The sequence below is a fragment of the Frigoribacterium sp. RIT-PI-h genome (genome assembly GCF_001297205.1).
Lineage (GTDB): Bacteria > Actinomycetota > Actinomycetes > Actinomycetales > Microbacteriaceae > Frigoribacterium.
The window spans coordinates 15444-34961 of the sequence record NZ_LHOZ01000089.1 but is presented as its reverse complement, the minus strand read 5'-3'; the positions used below and the strand labels follow the sequence as shown (position 1 = coordinate 34961).

At 73.9% G+C, this 19518-nt stretch carries 19 protein-coding genes; 15 read left to right on the top strand and 4 right to left on the bottom strand.

Annotated features, from left to right (window positions below):
- Positions 1–20 precede the first annotated feature (20 nt).
- The 6 genes from AEQ27_RS13565 (at position 21) to AEQ27_RS13540 (ending at position 6936) form a co-directional block, all read left to right on the top strand.
- Positions 21–809, top strand: a complete 789-nt coding sequence (locus AEQ27_RS13565) for a DeoR/GlpR family DNA-binding transcription regulator (protein ID WP_054147141.1) — start codon at positions 21–23, stop codon at positions 807–809.
- A gap of 71 nt (positions 810–880) precedes the next feature.
- On the top strand, positions 881–1849 hold the full coding sequence (locus AEQ27_RS13560; protein WP_054147170.1) for a 1-phosphofructokinase family hexose kinase: 969 nt from the start codon (positions 881–883) through the stop codon (positions 1847–1849).
- 33 nt (positions 1850–1882) lie between these two features.
- Entirely contained in the window at positions 1883–3970 is a 2088-nt protein-coding gene (locus AEQ27_RS13555; RefSeq protein WP_054147140.1) for a fructose-specific PTS transporter subunit EIIC, read from the top strand.
- Positions 3971–4117: 147 nt separating this feature from the next.
- Positions 4118–5032 (top strand): hypothetical protein, encoded by a 915-nt coding sequence (locus AEQ27_RS17865; protein ID WP_161805549.1) that lies wholly within the window; start codon positions 4118–4120, stop codon positions 5030–5032.
- Positions 4944–5693 (top strand): gamma-glutamyl-gamma-aminobutyrate hydrolase family protein, encoded by a 750-nt coding sequence (locus tag AEQ27_RS13545; RefSeq protein ID WP_082383563.1) that lies wholly within the window; start codon positions 4944–4946, stop codon positions 5691–5693. The genes AEQ27_RS17865 and AEQ27_RS13545 overlap by 89 nt, the downstream gene beginning before the upstream one ends.
- A 28-nt stretch (positions 5694–5721) precedes the next feature.
- Positions 5722–6936: a Fic family protein gene (locus AEQ27_RS13540; RefSeq protein ID WP_152970379.1), complete on the top strand. Its 1215-nt coding sequence runs from the start codon at positions 5722–5724 to the stop codon at positions 6934–6936.
- Here the strand turns inward: AEQ27_RS13540 and AEQ27_RS13535 are convergent.
- Genes AEQ27_RS13535 through AEQ27_RS18380 form a run of 4 tightly spaced genes read right to left on the bottom strand, consistent with a single transcriptional unit; the run spans position 6933 to position 10926 of the window.
- Positions 6933–7712, bottom strand: a complete 780-nt coding sequence (locus AEQ27_RS13535; protein ID WP_054147136.1) for an SDR family oxidoreductase — start codon at positions 7710–7712, stop codon at positions 6933–6935. The genes AEQ27_RS13540 and AEQ27_RS13535 overlap by 4 nt on opposite strands.
- A gap of 41 nt (positions 7713–7753) precedes the next feature.
- Positions 7754–8530 carry a DeoR/GlpR family DNA-binding transcription regulator gene (locus AEQ27_RS13530; protein WP_054147135.1) on the bottom strand — a complete coding sequence of 259 codons (777 nt, stop codon included), beginning with the start codon at positions 8528–8530 and terminating at the stop codon, positions 7754–7756.
- 48 nt (positions 8531–8578) lie between these two features.
- Complete coding sequence (gene pdxA / locus AEQ27_RS18385; protein WP_054147134.1) at positions 8579–9622, bottom strand: 4-hydroxythreonine-4-phosphate dehydrogenase PdxA; 1044 nt, start codon at positions 9620–9622, stop codon at positions 8579–8581.
- Positions 9619–10926 carry a four-carbon acid sugar kinase family protein gene (locus AEQ27_RS18380; protein WP_054147133.1) on the bottom strand — a complete coding sequence of 436 codons (1308 nt, stop codon included), beginning with the start codon at positions 10924–10926 and terminating at the stop codon, positions 9619–9621. The genes pdxA and AEQ27_RS18380 overlap by 4 nt, the downstream gene beginning before the upstream one ends.
- Positions 10927–10997: 71 nt before the next feature.
- Here AEQ27_RS18380 and AEQ27_RS13515 point away from each other — a divergent pair, with 71 nt between their 5' ends.
- Genes AEQ27_RS13515 through AEQ27_RS13480 form a run of 9 tightly spaced genes read left to right on the top strand, consistent with a single transcriptional unit; the run spans position 10998 to position 19518 of the window.
- Entirely contained in the window at positions 10998–12659 is a 1662-nt protein-coding gene (locus AEQ27_RS13515) for an ABC transporter substrate-binding protein (RefSeq protein WP_235451096.1), read from the top strand.
- Positions 12660–12661: 2 nt separating this feature from the next.
- Positions 12662–13597, top strand: coding sequence for an ABC transporter permease (locus AEQ27_RS13510; protein WP_043594466.1), 936 nt, complete (start codon positions 12662–12664; stop codon positions 13595–13597).
- Positions 13594–14604 (top strand): ABC transporter permease, encoded by a 1011-nt coding sequence (locus AEQ27_RS13505; protein ID WP_082383557.1) that lies wholly within the window; start codon positions 13594–13596, stop codon positions 14602–14604. The genes AEQ27_RS13510 and AEQ27_RS13505 overlap by 4 nt, the downstream gene beginning before the upstream one ends.
- Positions 14601–15485, top strand: coding sequence for an ABC transporter ATP-binding protein (locus AEQ27_RS13500; RefSeq protein WP_054147132.1), 885 nt, complete (start codon positions 14601–14603; stop codon positions 15483–15485). Before AEQ27_RS13505 ends, AEQ27_RS13500 begins: the two co-directional genes overlap by 4 nt.
- The gene (locus tag AEQ27_RS13495) at positions 15478–16308 is read left to right on the top strand and encodes an ABC transporter ATP-binding protein (RefSeq protein WP_071254904.1); all 831 of its coding nucleotides are present in this window, start codon (positions 15478–15480) and stop codon (positions 16306–16308) included. Before AEQ27_RS13500 ends, AEQ27_RS13495 begins: the two co-directional genes overlap by 8 nt.
- Positions 16305–17306: an aldo/keto reductase gene (locus AEQ27_RS13490; protein WP_082383555.1), complete on the top strand. Its 1002-nt coding sequence runs from the start codon at positions 16305–16307 to the stop codon at positions 17304–17306. Before AEQ27_RS13495 ends, AEQ27_RS13490 begins: the two co-directional genes overlap by 4 nt.
- Positions 17307–17363: 57 nt before the next feature.
- On the top strand, positions 17364–17801 hold the full coding sequence (locus tag AEQ27_RS18570) for an aldolase/citrate lyase family protein (protein WP_255349768.1): 438 nt from the start codon (positions 17364–17366) through the stop codon (positions 17799–17801).
- The gene (locus AEQ27_RS18565) at positions 17732–18163 is read left to right on the top strand and encodes an aldolase/citrate lyase family protein (protein ID WP_255349767.1); all 432 of its coding nucleotides are present in this window, start codon (positions 17732–17734) and stop codon (positions 18161–18163) included. Before AEQ27_RS18570 ends, AEQ27_RS18565 begins: the two co-directional genes overlap by 70 nt.
- Positions 18160–19518, top strand: a complete 1359-nt coding sequence (locus AEQ27_RS13480; RefSeq protein ID WP_369813662.1) for an exo-alpha-sialidase — start codon at positions 18160–18162, stop codon at positions 19516–19518. Before AEQ27_RS18565 ends, AEQ27_RS13480 begins: the two co-directional genes overlap by 4 nt.

Below are 19518 nucleotides of genomic sequence, written 5' to 3'. Positions count from 1 at the left end.
CGAGACGACGAGGAGGTCGCATGTACGCCACCGAACGGCACGAGTCGATCGCCGAAGCCCTGCGCTCGGCCGGTCGGGTGTCGGTCAGCGATCTCGCCCTGCGCCTCGACGTCACGGCCGAGACGGTCCGCCGAGACCTCGACGCCCTCGAGCAGGCGGGCCTGTTGCAACGCGTGCACGGCGGTGCCGTCGCCGCGGGCCGCTCCAGCGTCAGCGAGCTCAGCCTGAGCGAGCGCGAGACCCGACACAGCCCCGAGAAGACGTCGGTCGCCCAGGCCGCCGCGCACCTCGTACCCCCGACGTTCACGGGGTCGATCGCCCTCGACGCCGGCACCACCACGGCCGCCGTCGCCGCCGAGCTCGCCCGCTGGACCCCGGCGACGCCCGGCACCGTCCTCACCGTCATCACGAACGCCGTCCCGATCGCGGCCTTGCTGCAGCACAGCCCCCACGTCGACCTGCACCTGCTCGGGGGACGCGTCCGCGGCCTGACCAGCGCCGCCGTCGGCACGAGCACGGTCGAGCAGATCCAGGCCTTGCGGCCCGACATCGTCTTCGTCGGCGCGAACGGCCTCAGCGCCGGCTTCGGGCTGTCGACCCCCGACGAGTTCGAGGGCGCCGTCAAGTCGGCCTACGTCCGCGCCGGGCGCCGTGTCGTCGCCGTGGTCGACCAGACCAAACACGGCGAGGAGGCGCTGGTGCGGTTCGCGCGCCTGGCCGAGATCGACACCGTGGTCACCGACGCGCCCCCCGCCCCCGACCTGGGCGAGGCGCTCGAGCTCGCCGACGTCGAGGTGATCGTGGCATGAGCGGCTCGACCCGTCCGCCCCGCCCCGTCGTGGCCCCGCTCGACCCCGCACCGCTGCCAGGAGGCACCCGCATGATCCTCACCGTCACCGCGAACCCCTCGCTCGACCGCACGATCGAGCTGCCGGGCACCCTGCAGCGGGGCGCGGTGCAGCGCTCGGTCAGCACGACCGACGAGCCCGGCGGCAAGGGCGTCAACGTGTCCCGAGCCTTGGCGGCGTCGGGTGCCGAGACCGTGGCCCTGCTCCCCGGTGCCCTCGACGACCCGGTCCTCGTCGCCCTGCGCGAGCGGGGCGTGCCGACCGTCAACCTGCCGATCGACCAGCGCCTCCGGGCCAACGTCACCCTGACCGAGCCCGGCGGCACGACCACCAAGATCAACGAGCTCGGCCCCGACCTCGGCGCCCACGTGGACGAGCTCACCGCGCTCGTCGTCGAGCACGCGGCCCTCGCCTCGTGGCTGGTGCTCGCGGGCTCGCTGCCGCCCGGCCTGCCGACGACCTGGCTGGCCGACGTCGTCCGGGCCGTGCGCGCCTCCTGCGGTGACACCGCCCCGCGCATCGCGGTCGACTCGTCGGGCGAGCCGTTCGCGGCCCTGATCGCGTCGGGCGTCGGCATCGACCTCGTCAAGCCCAACGCCGACGAGCTCGCCGAGATCGTCGGCGGCGACCCCGAGGCGTACGAGGCCGACCCGGCCTCGGCCGTCGCCGGAGCCCGACGCCTGCGCGAACTCGGCGTCGAGACCGTGCTGCTCACCCTCGGCAGCGCGGGCGCCCTGTTGATCGACGACGAGGGGTCCTGGTTCGCCGCCGCCCCCGTCATCACCGCCCTGAGCACGGTGGGCGCCGGCGACTCGTCGCTGTCCGGCTACCTGCTCGCCGAGACGGCCGGGGCCCCCGCCCCGCCCCGCCTCGCCCAGGCCGTCGCGTCCGGGGCCGCCGCCGCGGCCCTGCCCGGCAGCATCGTCCCCCGCTTCGACCAGACCTTCCCTGACGACATCGACGTCGTCCCGGTGGCCCCCGCGGCCGTCGGGCACCTCTGAGCAGCGTCGCCCAACCCCAAGGAGCAGAACAGCATGTCATCCCTCATCAGCACCGACCTCGTCGGTCTCGACGAAGACCTGGGCGGCACGTCGACCGACGTCATCCGCGCCCTGGCCGCGCGCGTCGCCGCCTCGGGCCGCGCCGGCTCGGCCGACTCGCCCGCCGACGCCGCCCTCCAGCCTGAGGCCCCGGTCGGCACCGGCGCCCCCGGCGGCATCGCCCTCCCCCCCGCCCGGTCGGCCTCGGTCACCGAGCCGACCCTCGCCTTCTCGCGGCTCGCCCGCACGGTCGGCTTCGGCGCCCCCGACGGCGACGCCGACATCGTCTTCATGATCGCCGTGCCCGAAGGCGCCGACGGCGACCACATGACGGTGCTGTCGACCCTCGCCCGCGCCCTGATCCGCGACGACTTCACCGCCGCCCCCCGCGCCGCGAAGACGCCCGCCGACATCGTGGAGCTCGTCGACGACGAGGTCAGCGGCGAGGTCGCCGAGACGCGCGGCCCGGCCGCGACCTCCGCGGCCGGGGCGACCGGCGCCTCCTCGTCCGCGGCCGACGCCGCGGGCGACGGAGCCCGTCGCCCGAAGCTGGTCGGCGTCACCGCCTGCCCCACCGGCATCGCCCACACCTTCATGGCCGCCGACGCCCTCGTCGCCGCCGCGAAGCGCCTCGGCGCCGACCTGCAGATCGAGCCGCAGGGCTCGGGCACGGTCACCCCGCCCGACCCGGCCGTCATCGCCGAGGCCGCCGCCGTGATCTTCGCCGTCGACGTCGACGTGCGCGACCAGGGCCGGTTCGCCGGCAAGCCGGTCGTGCGAGGCCCCGTCAAGCGCGGCGTCGACGCCCCCGACGCCATGGTGAAGGAGGCGCTGGCCGCCGCGAAGGACCCGAACGCCGCCCGGGTGGGGGGCAGGGCCGGGGCCGCCGGCGCCGCCACGGGCTCGACCGCCGAGAAGCAGGGCTTCGGCTCGTCGCTCAAGCGCTGGCTGTTGACCGGCGTCTCGTACATGATCCCGTTCGTCGCCGGTGGCGGCCTGCTGCTCGCCCTCGGCTTCCTGCTCTCGGGTTACGAGATCGCCGGCAACGCCGCGACGGTGCTGACCGACTACTCGCTGTTCGACCTGCCGCCCGAGGGCCTGCAGTACTTCCTCGGTGCCGCCGCGTTCCAGATCGGCAACCTGTCGATGGGCTTCCTCGTCGCCGCCCTGGCCGGTTACATCGCGTACGCGATCGCCGATCGACCCGGCATCGCCCCCGGTTTCGTCGCCGGCGCCGTCGCCGTCTTCATGGGCGCCGGCTTCATCGGCGGTCTCGTCGGTGGTCTGCTCGCCGGCTTCGCCGCCTACTGGATCGGCAAGCCCGACGTGCCCCGCTGGCTGCGCGGCCTGATGCCCGTCGTGATCATCCCGCTGCTCGCGTCGATCTTCGCCTCGGGTCTGCTCGTGCTCGTGCTCGGCGGCCCGATCGCCGCCCTGACCGTCGCCCTGACCGACTTCCTCAACGGCCTGAGCGGCACCGGGGCGATCGTCCTCGGCGTCATCCTCGGCCTCATGATGTGCATCGACCTCGGTGGCCCGGTCAACAAGGTCGCGTACTCGTTCGCCGTCGCCGGCCTGTCGGCGGGCTCCATCAGCGACAACCCCGCCCCGCTGATGATCATGGCCGCCGTCATGGGCGCCGGCATGGTCCCGCCGCTGGCCATGGCCCTCGCCTCGACCGTGCTCTACCGCAAGGGCTTCTCGCAGGTCGAGCGCTCCAACGGCACGGCCGCCTGGCTCCTCGGCGCCTCGTTCATCTCGGAGGGCGCGATCCCCTTCGCCGCGGCCGACCCGCTGCGCGTGATCCCCGCGAGCATGGTCGGAGGCGCGGTGACCGGAGCCATCTCGATGGCCGCCGGCGTCACGTCGCAGGCCCCCCACGGCGGCATCTTCGTGTTCTTCGCGATCGGCAACCTGGGAATGTGGGCGCTGGCGATCGTCGCCGGCACCGTGGTGAGCGCGCTCGTGCTCGTCCTGCTGAAGAAGTTCGTCCGCCGCAGCACGGCCGCCGGTGCCGACGCGTCGGCCGACGCCGCCGAGGCCGGTTCGGTCGTCGGCCAGCGCAGCCCCGTCGCCGCGTAGGCACGTCGCCGTCGAGGCGACCACACGAGGAGGCGCGCCCCGGGGAGGCCCGGAGCGCGCCTCCTTCGCTGTGGACAGGCCGCGGACGGGCGGTCGCGGCCTCTCCCCCGGCGTGAGCCACCGATTGGGCCCCACGCCGTGACCGACATGAGCCTGAGGCTCCCCACTACCCATTTCCGTGCCGTGCTCGACCTCGGCCAGCGCCCGGCCGCGCAGACGCCGCTGCCGACCGCGCTCGGCAAGCCGAACCTCTACGCCGAGTACGACGACGACGACCTGATCACCGCGCTGTACGTCGGCTACGAGACCGGTCAGGTGCCCCCCGCGACCACGCCCGCGGGCGACGCCCAGCACCCCTTCCCCCCCGCGACCGGCGACGACAGCGACCTCAGCCCCTTCGGCGTCGCCGACCCCCGGGCGCTCGTCGAGTGGTCGACCCGGCTCATCGTCGACCTGCACCGCCGCATGCCCGACCTGCTCGACGAGGTCGACGAGGCCGCCGCCTGGCACGACGCCGGCTTCGACCTCTACGTCTGCGAGGTCGAGGAGCCCCGCAAGCTCGACCTGATCGAGGTCGACATCGAAGGCGAGCTGCTCACCCTGCCGTGGCTCGGCTCGGGCGCCGTCGAGCACGACCACATCGAGGGCGACGACCACCCGATCGCGCTGAGCTGGACGCCCCAAGGCACGTCCGACGCCGTGCCGATCGCCGAGGCCTGGCTCGACCCACGGACCGACCAGCCGCTCACGAAGGCCCTGCCCGGCGTCGACTGGGACGCCGTCGGCTGGGGTCGTGACGAGGTGCTGCCCTGGCTCGAGGCGATCTACATGAACCACCACGTGCTGCCCGACGCGGCCGGCACGATCCTCACGGGCGTGCTCGAACGACTCGGCGGGATCGCCGGCACCGACCAGCGACGCGTCGTCGCGGCAACGCGCCGCAGGGGGCGGGCCGGGCTGCCAGGATGGCGAGATGAGCGACTCGCCCGCACCGCACCTCCTGAACCTGTTGGTCCTCGACGTGACCGACGAGGCCCGCGACGACCCCGCGTTCGAACGTGAGCTCGACGACCTGTCAACCTCGGTGGTGGCGGCCGCCGAGCAGGTCGGCTTCGCGGCGCGGCGGGGGCCCGCGAACCGGCTCGGCGACGTGCGCTCCGCCCTCGACGAGGCCGACGCGGTGCTCGTCACCGGCGGGGGGGGCGGCGCCCCGAGCCACTACGGCGGGCCCGTCGACTACCCGGGGCGGGGCCAGACCTTCGCCGACGCCGACCGGGTGCAGGTCGAGGTGGTGCGCGGGGCCGTGGAGGCGCGGGTGCCGCTGGTCGGCATCTGCCGCGGCATGCAGGTGGTCGACGTCGCCCTCGGCGGCGACCTCGTGCAGCACCTCGAGCACCCCGGCCACGTGAACCCGGACGACGTCTCGGACAGCATGGTCGACCACCCGGTCCGGCTCGCCGGCGGCAGCACGCTCGCGACGATGCTCGGCACGACGTCGCTGGTCGTGCGCAGCTCGCACCACCAGGCGGTGGGACGCCTGGGCGAGGGGCTGCGCGCGGTGGCCTGGGCCGACGACGGCACGGTCGAGGCCGTCGAACACGGCACGGCGCCGGTGTGGTGCGTCCAGTGGCACCCCGAAGACCGCGGGGCGACCGGCACGGTGCTCACCGACCTGCTCGTCGCGGCGCGCGACGCCGCCCTCGTTCACCGAGAGGACGTTTGATCGACTAACCATGGCTAAGCTGGGAGGCATGCCCATCGTTCCCCCGCCCTCGTGGCCTCGGGTCGAGTACGAGAGCCACCCCTGGGACGACGACGAGGACGCCCCGCTCTCCCGCCGGGCTCGACTGCGGTCACGCGGGCCGTACGAGGCCGCCGTCACCCCGATCATCGCCGAGGCCGCCGCGCCGAACCTGCCAGCAGACCTCGTGGTCGACTGCGAGGACGCCGTCGCCGAGCTGGCCCGCTTCGACGCCGAGGTGGGCGCGTTCACCGCCCCTTTCGCGGCGATCCTGCTGCGGAGCGAGAGCGCGTCGAGCCCCGAGATCGAGAACCTCACGGCCATGCCCCGCGGCATCGCCCTCGCCGCCCTCGGCCGCACGGCGGGGACGAACGCCCGGCTCGTCACCGCCAACGCCCACGCGATGGAGGCCGCCGTCGCCCTCGCCGACGACCTCGACGACGCTGCCGTGATCGCGATGCACGCGGCCCTCCTGGGTGACGAGCAACCGCATCACACGGGCCGTTGGCGCGATCAGCAGGTGTGGATCGGGGGCACGGGAACGAGCCCGCACACGGCGGACTTCGTGCCGCCCCGTGCCGAGAGGGTGCCGCGAGCCATGGACGACGTGCTCGCCTTCGCCCGCCGTGACGACCTGCCGGCCCTCGTGCACGTCGCGCTGACCCACGCGCAGTTCGAGACCATCCACCCCTTCCCCGACGGCAACGGCCGGACGGGTCGCGCGATCGTCCACTCGATGCTGCGACGGCTGGGCGTCATGCGTCAGGTGACGGTGCCGGTCTCGGCAGGCCTCCTGCGGGACGCCTCGGGGTACTTCGACGCGCTCGGGGCGTATCGCGACGGCGACGTCGAACCGATCGTCCGCACCTTCACCCGCGCGACCGTCGAGGCGGTCGACAACGGCCGTTCGCTCGTGACGGACCTGACCCGGCTACGCCTGCAGTGGGACGACCTCACGACCGCCCGCGCGGGGTCGGTCGGTCGACGTCTGCTCGATGTGCTGCAACGCCAGCCCGTCGTCGACGTGCCGTCGGTCGCCCGCGAACTCGGGGTCGCGACGAACAACGCCCGCGCCGGCATCGAGCGGCTCGTCGACGACGGCATCGTGCGGCCGATCGGTGAGGCACGCCGCGGACGCCTGTACGAGGCGCCCGACGTGCTCGTCGCCCTCGACGCGTTCGCCGTGCGGGCCAAACGCGGCCGGCGACCCGGGCCCGGTGCCTAGCGCTCGCGGACGATCAGGGCCGAGGCCGCGGTCACGAGCCGGCGGGGCAGGAAGCGGTGTGCCTGGGCGCCGATCGCGTTGCCGAGCCCGCTGACCACGACGGCACGGCGGCGGCGCACGGCCCGCAGTGCTGCGGTGACGACCTGCTCGGGCGTCTGGCGACCGCTCGTGAGGAAGTCGCTCCCGGTCGCGGCGAAGAAGCCGGTCTCGGTCGCCCCCGGGCAGAGCGCCGTGACGGTGACGCCCGACCCGCGGACCTCGGCGTGCAGCGCCTCGCTGAACGAGAGGACGAACGCCTTCGTCGCCCCGTAGACCGCCATCGTCGGGATCGGCTGGAACGCCGCCGTCGACGCGACGTTGACCACCGTTCCGCGTCGGCGGGCCACCATGCCGGGCAGCAGCGCGCGCGTCAGCGCGACCACCTGCGAGCAGTTGAGGTGCACCTGCGCCTGGACCGCGGCGGGGTCGGACTCGGCGAACGCCCCGGGCGCGCCGCCGCCGGCGTTGTTCACCAACACGTCGATCGTGCGGTCGCCGACCGCGGCCAGCACGATCTCGACTCCCTCGGGCGTCGACAGGTCGGCGACCACGGCCGTGAACGACCCGGAGGCGCGGGGCGCCACGAGCTCGACCCTCACCTGCTCGAGGCGGTCACCGCTCCGTGCCACGATCACCACGTCGTGGTCGGGAGCGAGCCGCCGGGCGAACTCGGCACCGATGCCGCCGGACGCACCGGTGACGAGCGCGGTGGGCAGGGACGCGGTGGGTGCGGGCATGCGCCCATCCTGCCCGACGAGGTCGCCGATCGGGCGGCGCGTCAGCCGGCGGGCGCGACGACCACGTCGACGCCGGCGTCCGCGAACTCGGCCAGGGCCTCGGGTGCGGCCGTGGCGTCGGTCACGAGCGTCCACCCCTCGGGCAGCGCCGCCCGGGCGTGGAACGTCGCGCGACCGAGCTTCGACCCGTCCGCCAGCACGTAGACGCGCTCGGACTGCCGGCACATCAGCTCTTTCAGCCGCGTCTGCACGAGGTCGGCCTCGACCACGTGCCCCGAGGCGAGCACGCCGTCGGCGCCGAGGAACACCCGGTCGAAGGTCAGGCGCTCGAGCGCGGCCTCGGCCAGCGGCCCGACGAAGCCCTGACTGGCCGGGCGCAGCGTGCCGCCGAGGCACTCGAGGTGGATGCCGTCCGAGTCGGCGAGCTGCTGGATGACGGCGATCGAGGTGGTGGCGACCGTCGCGACCAGACCCGAGCGCGCCTCCCGGGCGAGGGCCGCGACGGACGAGCCGGCGTCGAGCAGCAGCGTCTCACCGTCGTGGACCAGCGTGCGGGCGTACCGGGCGATCTCGGCCTTGGCCACCCCGGCCTCGCTGTTGCGCTGGCGGAAGGTCGGCTCGGCACCGGGGGCACCGATCGGCATGGCCCCGCCGTAGGTGCGCGCGATCTCGCCGCGCCGGGTGAGCTCGGCGAGGTCGCGGCGGATCGTCGACGGGGTCACCTCGAAGCGACGGCTCAACTCGTCGACGCTCGCCAGGCCCGTGGTGTGGGCCAGATCGACGATGTCGCGGCGTCGCTCTCGCGCGGTGGTGCTCATGCGCTGGTGCTCATGCGATGGCCGTCCTGTTCGGTGCGGTGGGCGAGGTCACGCCGACGGCGCACCGACCTCGACGGCGTCGGCCGGGCTGGGCGACATCTCCACCGCCTGGCGCAGCGCCTCGATCATGCTACCGACGGCCACGACGCCGGTGCCGGCGATGTCGAACGCGGTGCCGTGGTCGACCGAGGTGCGGATCACGGGCAGCCCGACGGTGATGTTGACGCCGGCCTCGATGCCGAGGACCTTCACCGGCCCGTGGCCCTGGTCGTGGTACATCGCCACGATGAGGTCGTAATCGCCGCGACCTCCGAGGAAGAACGCGGGGTCCGCCGGCAGCGGCCCGACGGCGCGGATGCCGTCGGCCTGCAGCACCTCGATGGCGGGCGTGATCTTCTCGGCCTCCTCGCCGTAGCCGAACAGGCCGTTCTCGCCGGCGTGCGGGTTGATCGCGCAGACGCCGATGCGGGGGTCGTCGACGCCCGCGCGGCGGAGGGCCTCCCAGCCGCGGCGCACCGTGCGCTCGACCAGGCCGGGCTCGATCTTCGCGATGGCGTCGATCAACCCGATGTGGGTGGTCACGTGGATCACCTTGATCTTGGGCGTCGAGAGCATCATCGACACCTCGCCGACGCCCATGAAGTGCGCCAGCAGCTCGGTGTGGCCGGGGAACACGTGACCGGCCTCGTGCAGCGCCGCCTTGTTCAGCGGCGCGGTGCAGATGCCCTGCACGAGACCGGCCATGCCGAGCTCGCACGCGATGCGGATGTACTCGTACGCCGCGTGACCGGCCTCGGCCGAGACGGCGCCCCAGGGCAGGTCGGCCGAGAGCAGGTGCGGGTCGACGACGTTGATGCGGCCGGGGGTGAAGAGGGCGCCGGCGGGGCCGTCGACCTCGACGATCTCCGCCTCGACGCCGAGCGCGGCGGCCCCCAGCCGCAGTCGGTGGGCGTCGCCGACGACGACCGGGCGGGCGTCGCGGTAGGCGGCCTCGTCGAGCAGCGCGCCGACGGTCACCTCGGGTCCGACGCCGGCGCCGTCGCCCATGGTGACGGCGATGAACGGCCGCGTGTCGGGTGTCGTCGTGGTCATGGGGTTCTCCGTTTCGTGGGGGCGCCGGACGCGGCCGACGCGGTGAGGTCGTGGGGGTCGGCGCCGGAGCGGGTGCGGCGCACCAGGTCGACGAGGTCGGCGAGCACGGTCGGGCCGCCGAAGCTGCCGGGCTTCGTGGCGACGAGCCGGTCGTCGCCCGCGAGGCCCCGGCCGTCCCCGGTGAGGCTGAGGACGGCGCCGTGCTCGACCTGCGCGAGCGGCCGCAGGGTGGTCGTGGCGAGCCGGTCGAGCACGGCCCGGGCGGTCTCGCCGCCGGGCAGCACGAGGTCGAGCTCGACGTCGGCACCGATCCGGGCGACGACCTCGGCGAGGGCCGCCGACCCGACGAGCGGGTCGGGCAGGCGCCGGGCGGTCACCGTCAGCACGGCGACGGACGACCGGGACAAGGAGGCGCGGGTCACCTCGACGAGGCGGCCTGCGTCGTCCGCCGGGTCGAGCTCGTGCACGTCCGCACCGGTCGCGGCGAGCACGTCGGCGTGGCCGCGGGCCACCTCGGCGGCCGAGCCGACCACGACGAGGACGGGTCGCACGGGCCCGGCCCCGCCTGGGGGCCCGACGGCGTCGGGCGCGAGAGCGTGGCCCCCAGGGGTCGCGGCGGGGGCCACGGCCGGAGCCACGGCGTCGGCGAGCGCGGCGGCGAGCGCGGCGCTGCCCGCGAGGGCGATCGGCCGACGGGCCCCGGGGCGGGCGGTCGGTCGGAGCACGGCCGCGACCGCGGCCGCAAGGGCGTCGTCGGTCTCGGCGTCGACGAGGGCGAGGGCTCCCCCGACGAGCGCGTCGTCGAGGCGGGCGGCGACGGGGGCCGGGTCCGCGCGCACGACGCCGAGGCCGACGAGCACCCACGGATGGGCGACCAGTTCGGCGGGGCTCGGCGGGGCGGCGCCCGGTGCGGGGTGCCGGAGGGGCGTCGCGGCCACCGGTCGCCCGTCGACCAGGGGCCGCCCGCCGACGACCGTGCGCCCGAGGGCGGGCAACGTCCCGGCCACGACGACGTCGTAGCCCCGGCCGGTCAGGGCCTCGAGCTCGGGCCCGACGTGACCGCGCCAGAGAGAGTCGGTCTTCTTCAGGACGAGGGTGCCGACCGGCAGGGGCAGCGCGTCGATCGCGACCCGCGCCTCCTCGGCGGTGCCGGCGCGGGTGCCGACGTCGACGACCGTCACCCCGGCGGACCGTCCCGACGGGACGCCGAGCGAGACCGTGGTCTCGTGACCGCGCAGCCGGAACTGCTCGGCGGTCTCGGCGGCGCCGGACAGGTCGTCGGCGATGACGGTGATCGGGGTCATGATGCGGCCATCCTGACACGACTGCGCGTTGTGCGCCAATGGTCTTGCGCGGAACGCGCAGCAATGGCACAGTGTCATCCAGCCCGGACGAGGGCGTCGCAGCGCTGCGGGACCGGGCGCCGTCGACCTCGTCGAACCCCTGGATCGAGAGGTCGATGATGACCGTTCCGTTCGCGGACCACGAGATGTCGCGCCGTACCCTGCTTCGCTGGGGTGCCGCGGCCGGCCTCTTCGTGACCGCCACCAGCCTCGCCGGCTGCGCCGGTCCCACCGGGTTGCCCGGGCCCGGCACCCTGACGCTCGCCCTCAACCGCTCGCTGGTCAGCCTCGACAACAAGCTGAACCAGTTCGACGCGGCCGTCACGGTGCAGCGGGCGGTGCGCCAGGCGCTCACGCAGATCGGCCCCGACATCACGCCCGAGCTCGTGCTCGCCGAGAGCTTCGAGCCGACGAGCGACACGCAGTGGACCGTCCGGCTGCGCGAGGGCGTGCGGTACTCGGACGGCACGCCCGTCACGGTCGACGACGTCGCCACGGCCCTGCAGATGTACGAGCAGGTGCAGGGCTCGTTCGTCGCCAGCTTCTTCCCGGAGTTCCCGACGGTGACCGCGATCGACGACCGCACGTTCACGCTCGACTCGTCGCAGCCGATCCCGGTGCTCGACGCACTGATGAGCAACATCCTCATCACCCCGGCGGCCGCGAACAAACCGGAAGAGCTGCAGGACGGCGTGGGCAGCGGCCCGTTCGTCGTCACGCGCTTCAACCGCGGCGCCGGCACCTACAGCCTGACCCGCAACGAGCAGTACTGGGGAGAGGCCCCCGGCGTCGACCGGGTCGAGGTGCGGTTCCTGCCCGAGGAGTCCAGCCGGGTGATCGCCCTGCGCAGCGGCGAGGTCGACGTCATCGACTCGATCACGCCCGACTCGGCGACGCAGCTGCAGGGCCTGCCCGGGATCGCCCTCGACAAGGCCTCGAGCCTGCGCATCAACCAGATCTTCTACAACTTCCGCAAGCCCGAGGGGCACCCGCTGGCCGATGCCCGGGTGCGCGAGGCGCTCAGCCACGCGATCGACGGCCGCGCCCTCGTGCGCGACGTGCTCACCGATTCGGTCACGCAGGCCGACGGCGTGGTGCCACCGAGCCTGCTCGGCTACGCGAAGACCGGCGAGTACACGTACGACCCTGACCTCGCCCGCCGCACGCTCGCCGAGCTCGGGGCGAGCGACCTGACGTTGCGCATCATCTGGGAGACCGGCGAGTTCGCCGGCGACACCTTCATCATGGAGGCCCTCGTCGAGATGTTCGGCGCGATCGGCGTGCGGACCACGCTGCAGCAGTTCGAGCCCGGCGGCGACATCCTGCAATGGCGCCAGGGCAAGGCCGGCGACTGGGACCTGCTCGGCAACGGCTTCTCGGCCCCCACCGGCCTCGCCTTGACCATCTTGCAGGGCATGTACGCGGGCACCGCCGAGAAGGAGCAGACCCGCGACACCTACCAGGGCTACGTGCAGCCCGACGTGGCCGAGGCGATCGCCCGCGCGTCGACCGAGCCCGACGCGACCCTGCGCCAGCAGCGGCTGGCCGAGGCGCAGCAGGCGGCGTGGGACACCTGGCCGTGCGCCTGGGCCTTCGTGCCCAAGTCGGTGCTCGCCCGTCGCGAGCGCGTCGAGCGGCTCTCGCTCGCGTCGTCGAACTCGTACCCGCTCTCGAGCGTCCGACTGGGGGCCTGACCATGGCGACCTACATCCTCAAACGCCTCGGCCAGGGCCTGCTCACCGTGTTCCTCACGGTGTCGACGGTCTTCGTGCTGATCCGCCTCGCCCCCGGCGACCCGGCCGTCGCCTACGCCGGGCCGCTCGCGACGAACGAGCAACTCGCCGCCGTGCGCGAGCAGTTCGGCCTCGACGACCCGCTGCTGCAGCAGTACGGCGTGTTCCTGCAGCAGCTGTTCACGGGCAACCTGGGCACCTCGTACTCGTTCCAGGCACCGGCCGTGCAGGTCGTCCTCGAACGACTGCCCTACACGCTGACGCTGTCGTTCGCGGCGATCCTGTTGGCGGCGGTCGTGTCGATCCCGCTCGGCGTCTGGATGGCCCGCCGCACCGACACGCGCAGCGAGACCGGCGTCAACGTCGTCGCGATCGCGGGCCAGTCGATGCCCGACTTCTGGACCGGCATCCTGCTGCTCAGCGCCTTCGCCGTCGTGATCCCGATCTTCCCGGCCTCGGGCTTCGCGACCTGGGGCGGCCTCGTCCTGCCGACCGTCACGATCGCCATCCTCCAGGTGGCCCTCATCTCGCGGCTGGTGCGACGCGAGATGGCGACCAACTTCTCGGCGCCCTACCTGACCGTGGCCCGGTCGCGCGGCGTCTCCGAGCGGGCCCTGACCTGGCGCTACGCCATGGGCAACTCGGCGATCCCGGTCTTCACGGCCCTCGGCACCCGCTTCGCGGCGATGCTCAACGGCGTCGTCGTGGTCGAGGTCGTCTTCGCCTGGCCCGGCGTCGGGTCGCTCATCGTGCGGGCGCTCGAGACCCGCGACTACCCCCTCATCCAGGCGACCGTGCTGGTCACGTCGCTGCTCGCCGTCGGCGTCCAGCTGTTGATCGACCTCGCCTATCCCCTGCTCGATCCGCGCGTGCGGCTCGGAAAGGCGAGTGCCGCATGACCCGCACCGACACCACCGGACGCCCGTCCGACCCGGCGACCGCCGGCCCGACCGTCCGGACCCCCGAGGAGGCGCGACCCACCGCGGTCACGCCGCGCCTGCTCAAGAGGTCGGAAGCGGCCCGACGGACCTCCGCCGCACGCGTCAAGCTCTGGGTCGGCGCGATCTGCGCCCTCGTGGTCATCATCCCGATCGTGCTGGCGCAGGCCCTGCCGCTGCCCGACGCGAACGGCCAGGACCTCGGCAACCGCCTCGCGCCTCCGTTCACCGCCGGTCACCTGTTCGGCACCGACCAGCTCGGCCGCGACCTGCTCTCGCGCGTGCTGCACGGCGGGCAGGTCTCGCTCGCGATCGGCGTGCTCGCCGTCCTCGTCTCGGGTGCGATCGGCGTCGTGCTCGGCTCGATCGCCGGCTTCTACGGGCGCTGGGCCGACACGCTGATCAGCCGCCTGCTCGAGGCCCAGATGTCGCTGCCGCTGCTCATGATGCTGCTGCTCGTGGTCGCCCTCTTCGGCCCGTCGATCCCGGTGATCACCTTCGTGATCGCGATCGCGCAGTGGCCCGAGGTGGCCCGGCTGACCCGGTCGCTCGTGCTCGTCGAACGCGAGAAGCCGTACGTCTCGTCGGCCCGGACGCTCGGCCTGAACCGCTTCACGATCCTGCTGCGCCACGTCGTGCCGAACGTCATCAAGCAGGCGACGCTCGTCGTGCTGCTGCTGCTCGCCCAGGCCGTGCTGCTCGAGAGCGCCCTGAGCTTCCTCGGGGCGGGCCCGCAGCGACCGTTCGCCACCTGGGGCCGCATCATCTCGGACGGCCAGGACTACGTCACCACGGCCTGGTGGATGGTCACGATCCCCGGCCTGTTCATCGTGCTGCTCGTCGTCGGGGTGAACCTGCTGGGTGACGCCCTGCGGGACCGGCCGCGCCGGTCGACGGCCTCGCGCCTCCGTCGGTTCGTCGGGCTGCGCCCGTCGGCCTCGGCCCAGCAGGAAGGACCCCTCGCATGAGCCTCGCGACCGACGACACGACCGACCCCGACCTGCTGCTCGAGGTGCGTGACCTGCAGATCGAGCTGATGACGACGAACGGCATCGTGCGTGCGGTCGACGGCGTCTCGTTCCACATCGCGCGCGGCGAGACCGTCACGATCATCGGCGAGTCCGGCTCGGGCAAGTCGACCACCGCGATGGGCGTGCTGCAGCTGCTGCCCGCCGACCTGGCCGTCGTCTCGGGCCACGTGCGCATCACGGGCCTCGACGTGCTCGCGTCCGCCTCGGCCGTACGGAAGGTGCGCGGTCGGGCCGTCGCGCTGATCCCGCAGGACCCCATGACGGCGCTCAGCCCCGTGCGGTCGATCGGCTCGCAGCTCGGGGAGGCGATCCGCATCGCCGGGGCCGCCAGCGGTCGAGCCGCCGTCACGGCCCGGGCGGTGCGGCTGCTCGAACAGGTGCACATCCCCGACCCGGCGGCCCAGCTCAAGAAGTTCCCGCACCAGCTCTCGGGCGGCATGCTGCAGCGCGTGCTGATCGCCATCGCGCTGGCCTGCGAGCCGCAGCTGATCGTCGCCGACGAGCCGACCAGCGCCCTCGACGTGACGGTGCAGGCCGGCATCCTCGACCTGTTGCTCGAACTGCAGGAACAGCGTGGCATCGGCCTGCTGATGATCACCCACGACCTCGGCGTCGCCCGCCTGGTGTCCGACCGCATCCACGTCATGAAGGCCGGCGTCTTCGTCGAGTCGGGCGCCGTGCGGCAGATCGTCGAGCACCCCGCCGAGCCGTACACGCAGGGGCTGCTCGCCGCGGTGCCCACCCTGGGCGCCTGGGACGAGACCCCGTCCACCCCCGCCACGACCAGCACCGACCGACCGGAGGCCACCCGTGTCTGACACCATCCTCGAGGTCGACGACCTGGTCGTCGACTACGGCAGCGGCTCGACCGCGCATCGCGCCGTCGACCACGTGTCGTTCTCGGTGCGCCGCGGCAGCACCTTCGCCATCGTCGGCGAGTCCGGCTGCGGCAAGTCCACGATCGCCAAGGCGGTCATGCGCCTGCTGCAGCCGACCAGCGGGCGCATCGTGCTCGACGGCACTGACCTGGCGACCCTGTCGGAGGCGCGGCTGCGGCCCCTGAGGCACCGGTTCCAGATGGTCTTCCAGGACCCCTACGGCTCGCTCGACCCGCACCTGAGCGCCCGGGACATCGTCGCCGAGCCGCTGCGACTGAAGGGCGTGCGCTCGGCGCAGGACCGTGCCACCGAGGCGGCCCGCCTGATCGACCGCGTCGGTCTGCCCTCGACCGCGCTCGATCGTCGCCCGCACGAGTTCTCGGGCGGCCAGCGCCAGCGCATCGGCATCGCCCGGGCGCTCGCCTCGAGCCCCGACCTGCTCATCTGCGACGAGGCGACGAGCGCGCTCGACGTGTCGGTGCAGGCGCAGGTGCTCGAGCTGCTGCGCGAGATCCAGGTCGACACGGGCATCACCTACGTCGTCATCTCGCACAACCTCGGCGTCGTGCAGCAGATCAGCGAGAGCGTGCTCGTCATGAAGCAGGGTGCCGTCGTCGAGCAGGGCGCCACGGCGCAGGTGCTCACCTCGCCCGCGGAGGACTACACGCGGCGGCTGCGCCGTGCCGCCCTCGACCCCGCCACGATGACGGGCGTGAAGCCACGCCACGTCGTCCGCAGCCTCTCGTTGGGAGCCACCGCATGACCCGGACCGACACCGCCCGGACCGAGACGGTCGACGAGGCGGCCACGCGCACCGCGCCTCCTCGGCTCGTGCTCGGCACGATGACTTTCGGCGACACCGTCGACGAGGCCACCGCCGCCCGCATGCTCGACACCGCGCGCGACGCGGGCGTCAGCTGGATCGACACCGCCAACGCGTACGTCGGCGGGTCGACCGAGACGATGCTCGGCCGCCTGCTCGCCGGGCGGCGCGACGAGGTCGTGCTCGCCTCGAAGGCCGGCATGCCGCACGCCGACGCGGGCGGACTGCCACCGCTCTCGGCCGTGGCGCTCCGGGCGAGCGTCGAAGCCAGCCTGCGTCGACTCGGCACCGACCGGCTCGACCTGTTCTACCTGCACCAGCCCGACCGGCTGACCCCGCTCGACGAGACCCTGTCGACGGTCGCCGCCCTCGTCGCCGAGGGCAAGGTGCTCTCGCTCGGCGTCTCGAACCACGCCGCCTGGCAGATCGGCGACGTCGAGCGCGTGGCCGACGCCGTGGGGGCTCCCCGCCCGGTCGTCGCCCAGCAGCTGTGCAACCTGGTCGCCCGGCGTCTCGACGACGAGTACCTCGAGTTCGCGAGCGTCCACGGGCTCGAGACGATGGTCTACAACCCGCTCGGCGGTGGCCTGCTGACCGGCCGACACCGCTTCGACGAGACGCCGGCCGACGGACGCTTCGGCGACTCGGCCCTCGCCGAGATGTACACGAAGCGCTACTGGGACGCCGGCCTGTTCGCCGCGATCGACCGACTGTCGGGAGTCGCGGCCGAGGCCGGGGTGACCCTCGTCGAACTCGCCCTGCGCTGGGTGGCGTACCGCCCCGAGGTCGGCTCGGTGCTGCTCGGCGGGTCGCGGCCCGAGCCGCTGACCGCCCACGCCGCCGCGATCGCCGGCGGGCCCCCGCCCGACGAGGTCGTGGCGGCCTGCGACGAGGTCGGACGCTCGTTGCGGGGGCCGATGCCTCCGTACGCGCGCTGACCCGCGCCTCCCGACCTCCTCCGACCGAACCGCACGCACCGCACGAGAGAGAGCACCATGAGCACCGCCAGCGACTTCGCCCGCACGATCCGCCGCCGCGAGAGGGCGGTCGGCTACTGGATCACCCTCGACGCCCCGCCCGCGACCGAGCGCAGCGCGCGGCTCGGGTACGACTACGTCTGCCTCGACGCCCAGCACGGCCTCTTCGGCTACCAGGGCATGATGACCGGCCTGCTCGCGATCGACGCCGGGCAGACCTCGGCAGGCCTGGTGCGGGTCGAGGCGAACGACATCACGCCGATCGGCAAGGCCCTCGACGCGGGCGCCGCGGGCATCATCGTGCCGCTCGTCGACACGGCCGAGGACGCCGCGCCCGCCGGGCGCGCGCGAAGTACCCGCCGCACGGCCGCCGCTCGTACGGACCCATGCGGTCGAGCCTGCGCATCGGCCCCGTGCCGGCCGCCGCGAACGACACGACGATCGTGCCCGCGATGATCGAGACGCCCGACGGTCTCGCGAACGTCGAGGCGATCGCGGCGACGCGCGGGCTGGACGGCCTCTACGTCGGGCCGAGCGATCTGTGCATCGCGGTCGGCGGGGCCTACCCGGGCGACCCGGCCGTGCAGGAGGCCTTCGACGCCGCGCTCGTCCGCGTGGCGGCGGCGGCCGAGGCGGCGGGCATCGCCGCGGGCATCCACACGCCGCACGGCGACGTCGCCCGACAGCGGCTCGCCGCGGGCTACACGTTCGCCACGGTCGCCGGTGACCTCAACCACCTCGAGGCCGCCGCGCGCGACCACCTGCAGCGGGCGACCGCGACGGACGACGCCGACGCGACCGCAGGAGGCGCGGCGTGAGCAGGCAGGACACGGCGGCGGGTGCGGGCGGCACGGTCCCGGTCGGCGCCGTGGGCGCGGACGACGAGGTCGTCGCCGACGGCCGGCTGCGGCCCGATGCGGCGGGACGCTCGTGGTCGTACCTGCCCACGGCCACGGTGCAGTCGCACGCGGCCAACCTCTCCGAACTGCCCGACGGGCGCCTGGCCTGCGTCTGGTTCGGCGGCACGCAGGAGGGCGTCTCGGACATCCACGTCTGGTTCTCGACCCTCGACGGCGAGGTGTGGTCCGAGCCCGTGCGGCTCAGCGACGCCCCCGCCCGCTCCGAGCAGAACCCCGTGCTCTTCACGGCCCCTTCGGGCGACGTCTGGCTGCTCTACACGGCGCAGCGGGCGGGCAACCAGGACTCGGCCGAGGTCCGCCGCCGGGTCTCGACCGACGGCGGGGCGTCCTGGGGCGAGCCGTCGACGCTCTTCCCGGCTGACGAGACCGGGGGCGTCTTCGTGCGGCAGCCGCCCATCGTCACCCGCGCCGGTGACCTGCTCGTGCCGGTCTTCCGCTGCGTGACGACCCCCGGGCACGCGTGGGTGGGCGACCACGACACGAGTTCGGTGATGACCTCCCGGGACGGCGGCGCCACGTGGGGTGAGGTCGCCGTCCCGGGCAGCACGGGAGCCGTGCACATGAACGTGCACGAGCTGCCCGACGGCTCGCTGCTCGCCCTCTTCCGCAGCCGCTGGGCCGACGCCGTCCACGAGTCCCGCTCGACCGACGGCGGCCGCACCTGGTCGGCGCCCGTGCCGACGGAGCTGCCCAACAACAACTCGTCGGTGCAGTGGGTCCCACTCGCCGACGGCCGCCTCGCGATCGTCTACAACCACCGCCGGGCCGACGCCACGACCGAGCGCCGGCTCGGGCTCTACGACGAGATCGACGAGTCCGGCATCGTCGAGCAGGCCGTGCTGCCCGGCTCGGACACGGACGTCGACCAGGAGGCGCGGGCCGGGTCGACGACCTCGGCGGGCGTCCCGGCCGGGTCGACCCGCGCCTCCTCGTCCGTCGGTGCCGCGGACGACGTGACGGCCGCGGGCCGCACGGCGTTCTGGGGCACGCCCCGGGCTCCGATGTCGTTGGCCGTGTCGACGGACGACGGCCGCAGCTGGCCGCACCGCGTCGACCTCGAGGACGGCGACGGGTGGTGCCTCTCGAACAACTCGCGCGACGGCCTCAATCGCGAGCTGTCGTACCCGAGCATCACGCAGACGAGCGACGGTGCCGTGCACGTGGCCTACACCTGGCACCGACGGGCGATCCGCCACGTGCGCCTGTCGCCCGCCGACCTGCCCGGGCTGCCCGGCTCGGACGTCGGGGACTGA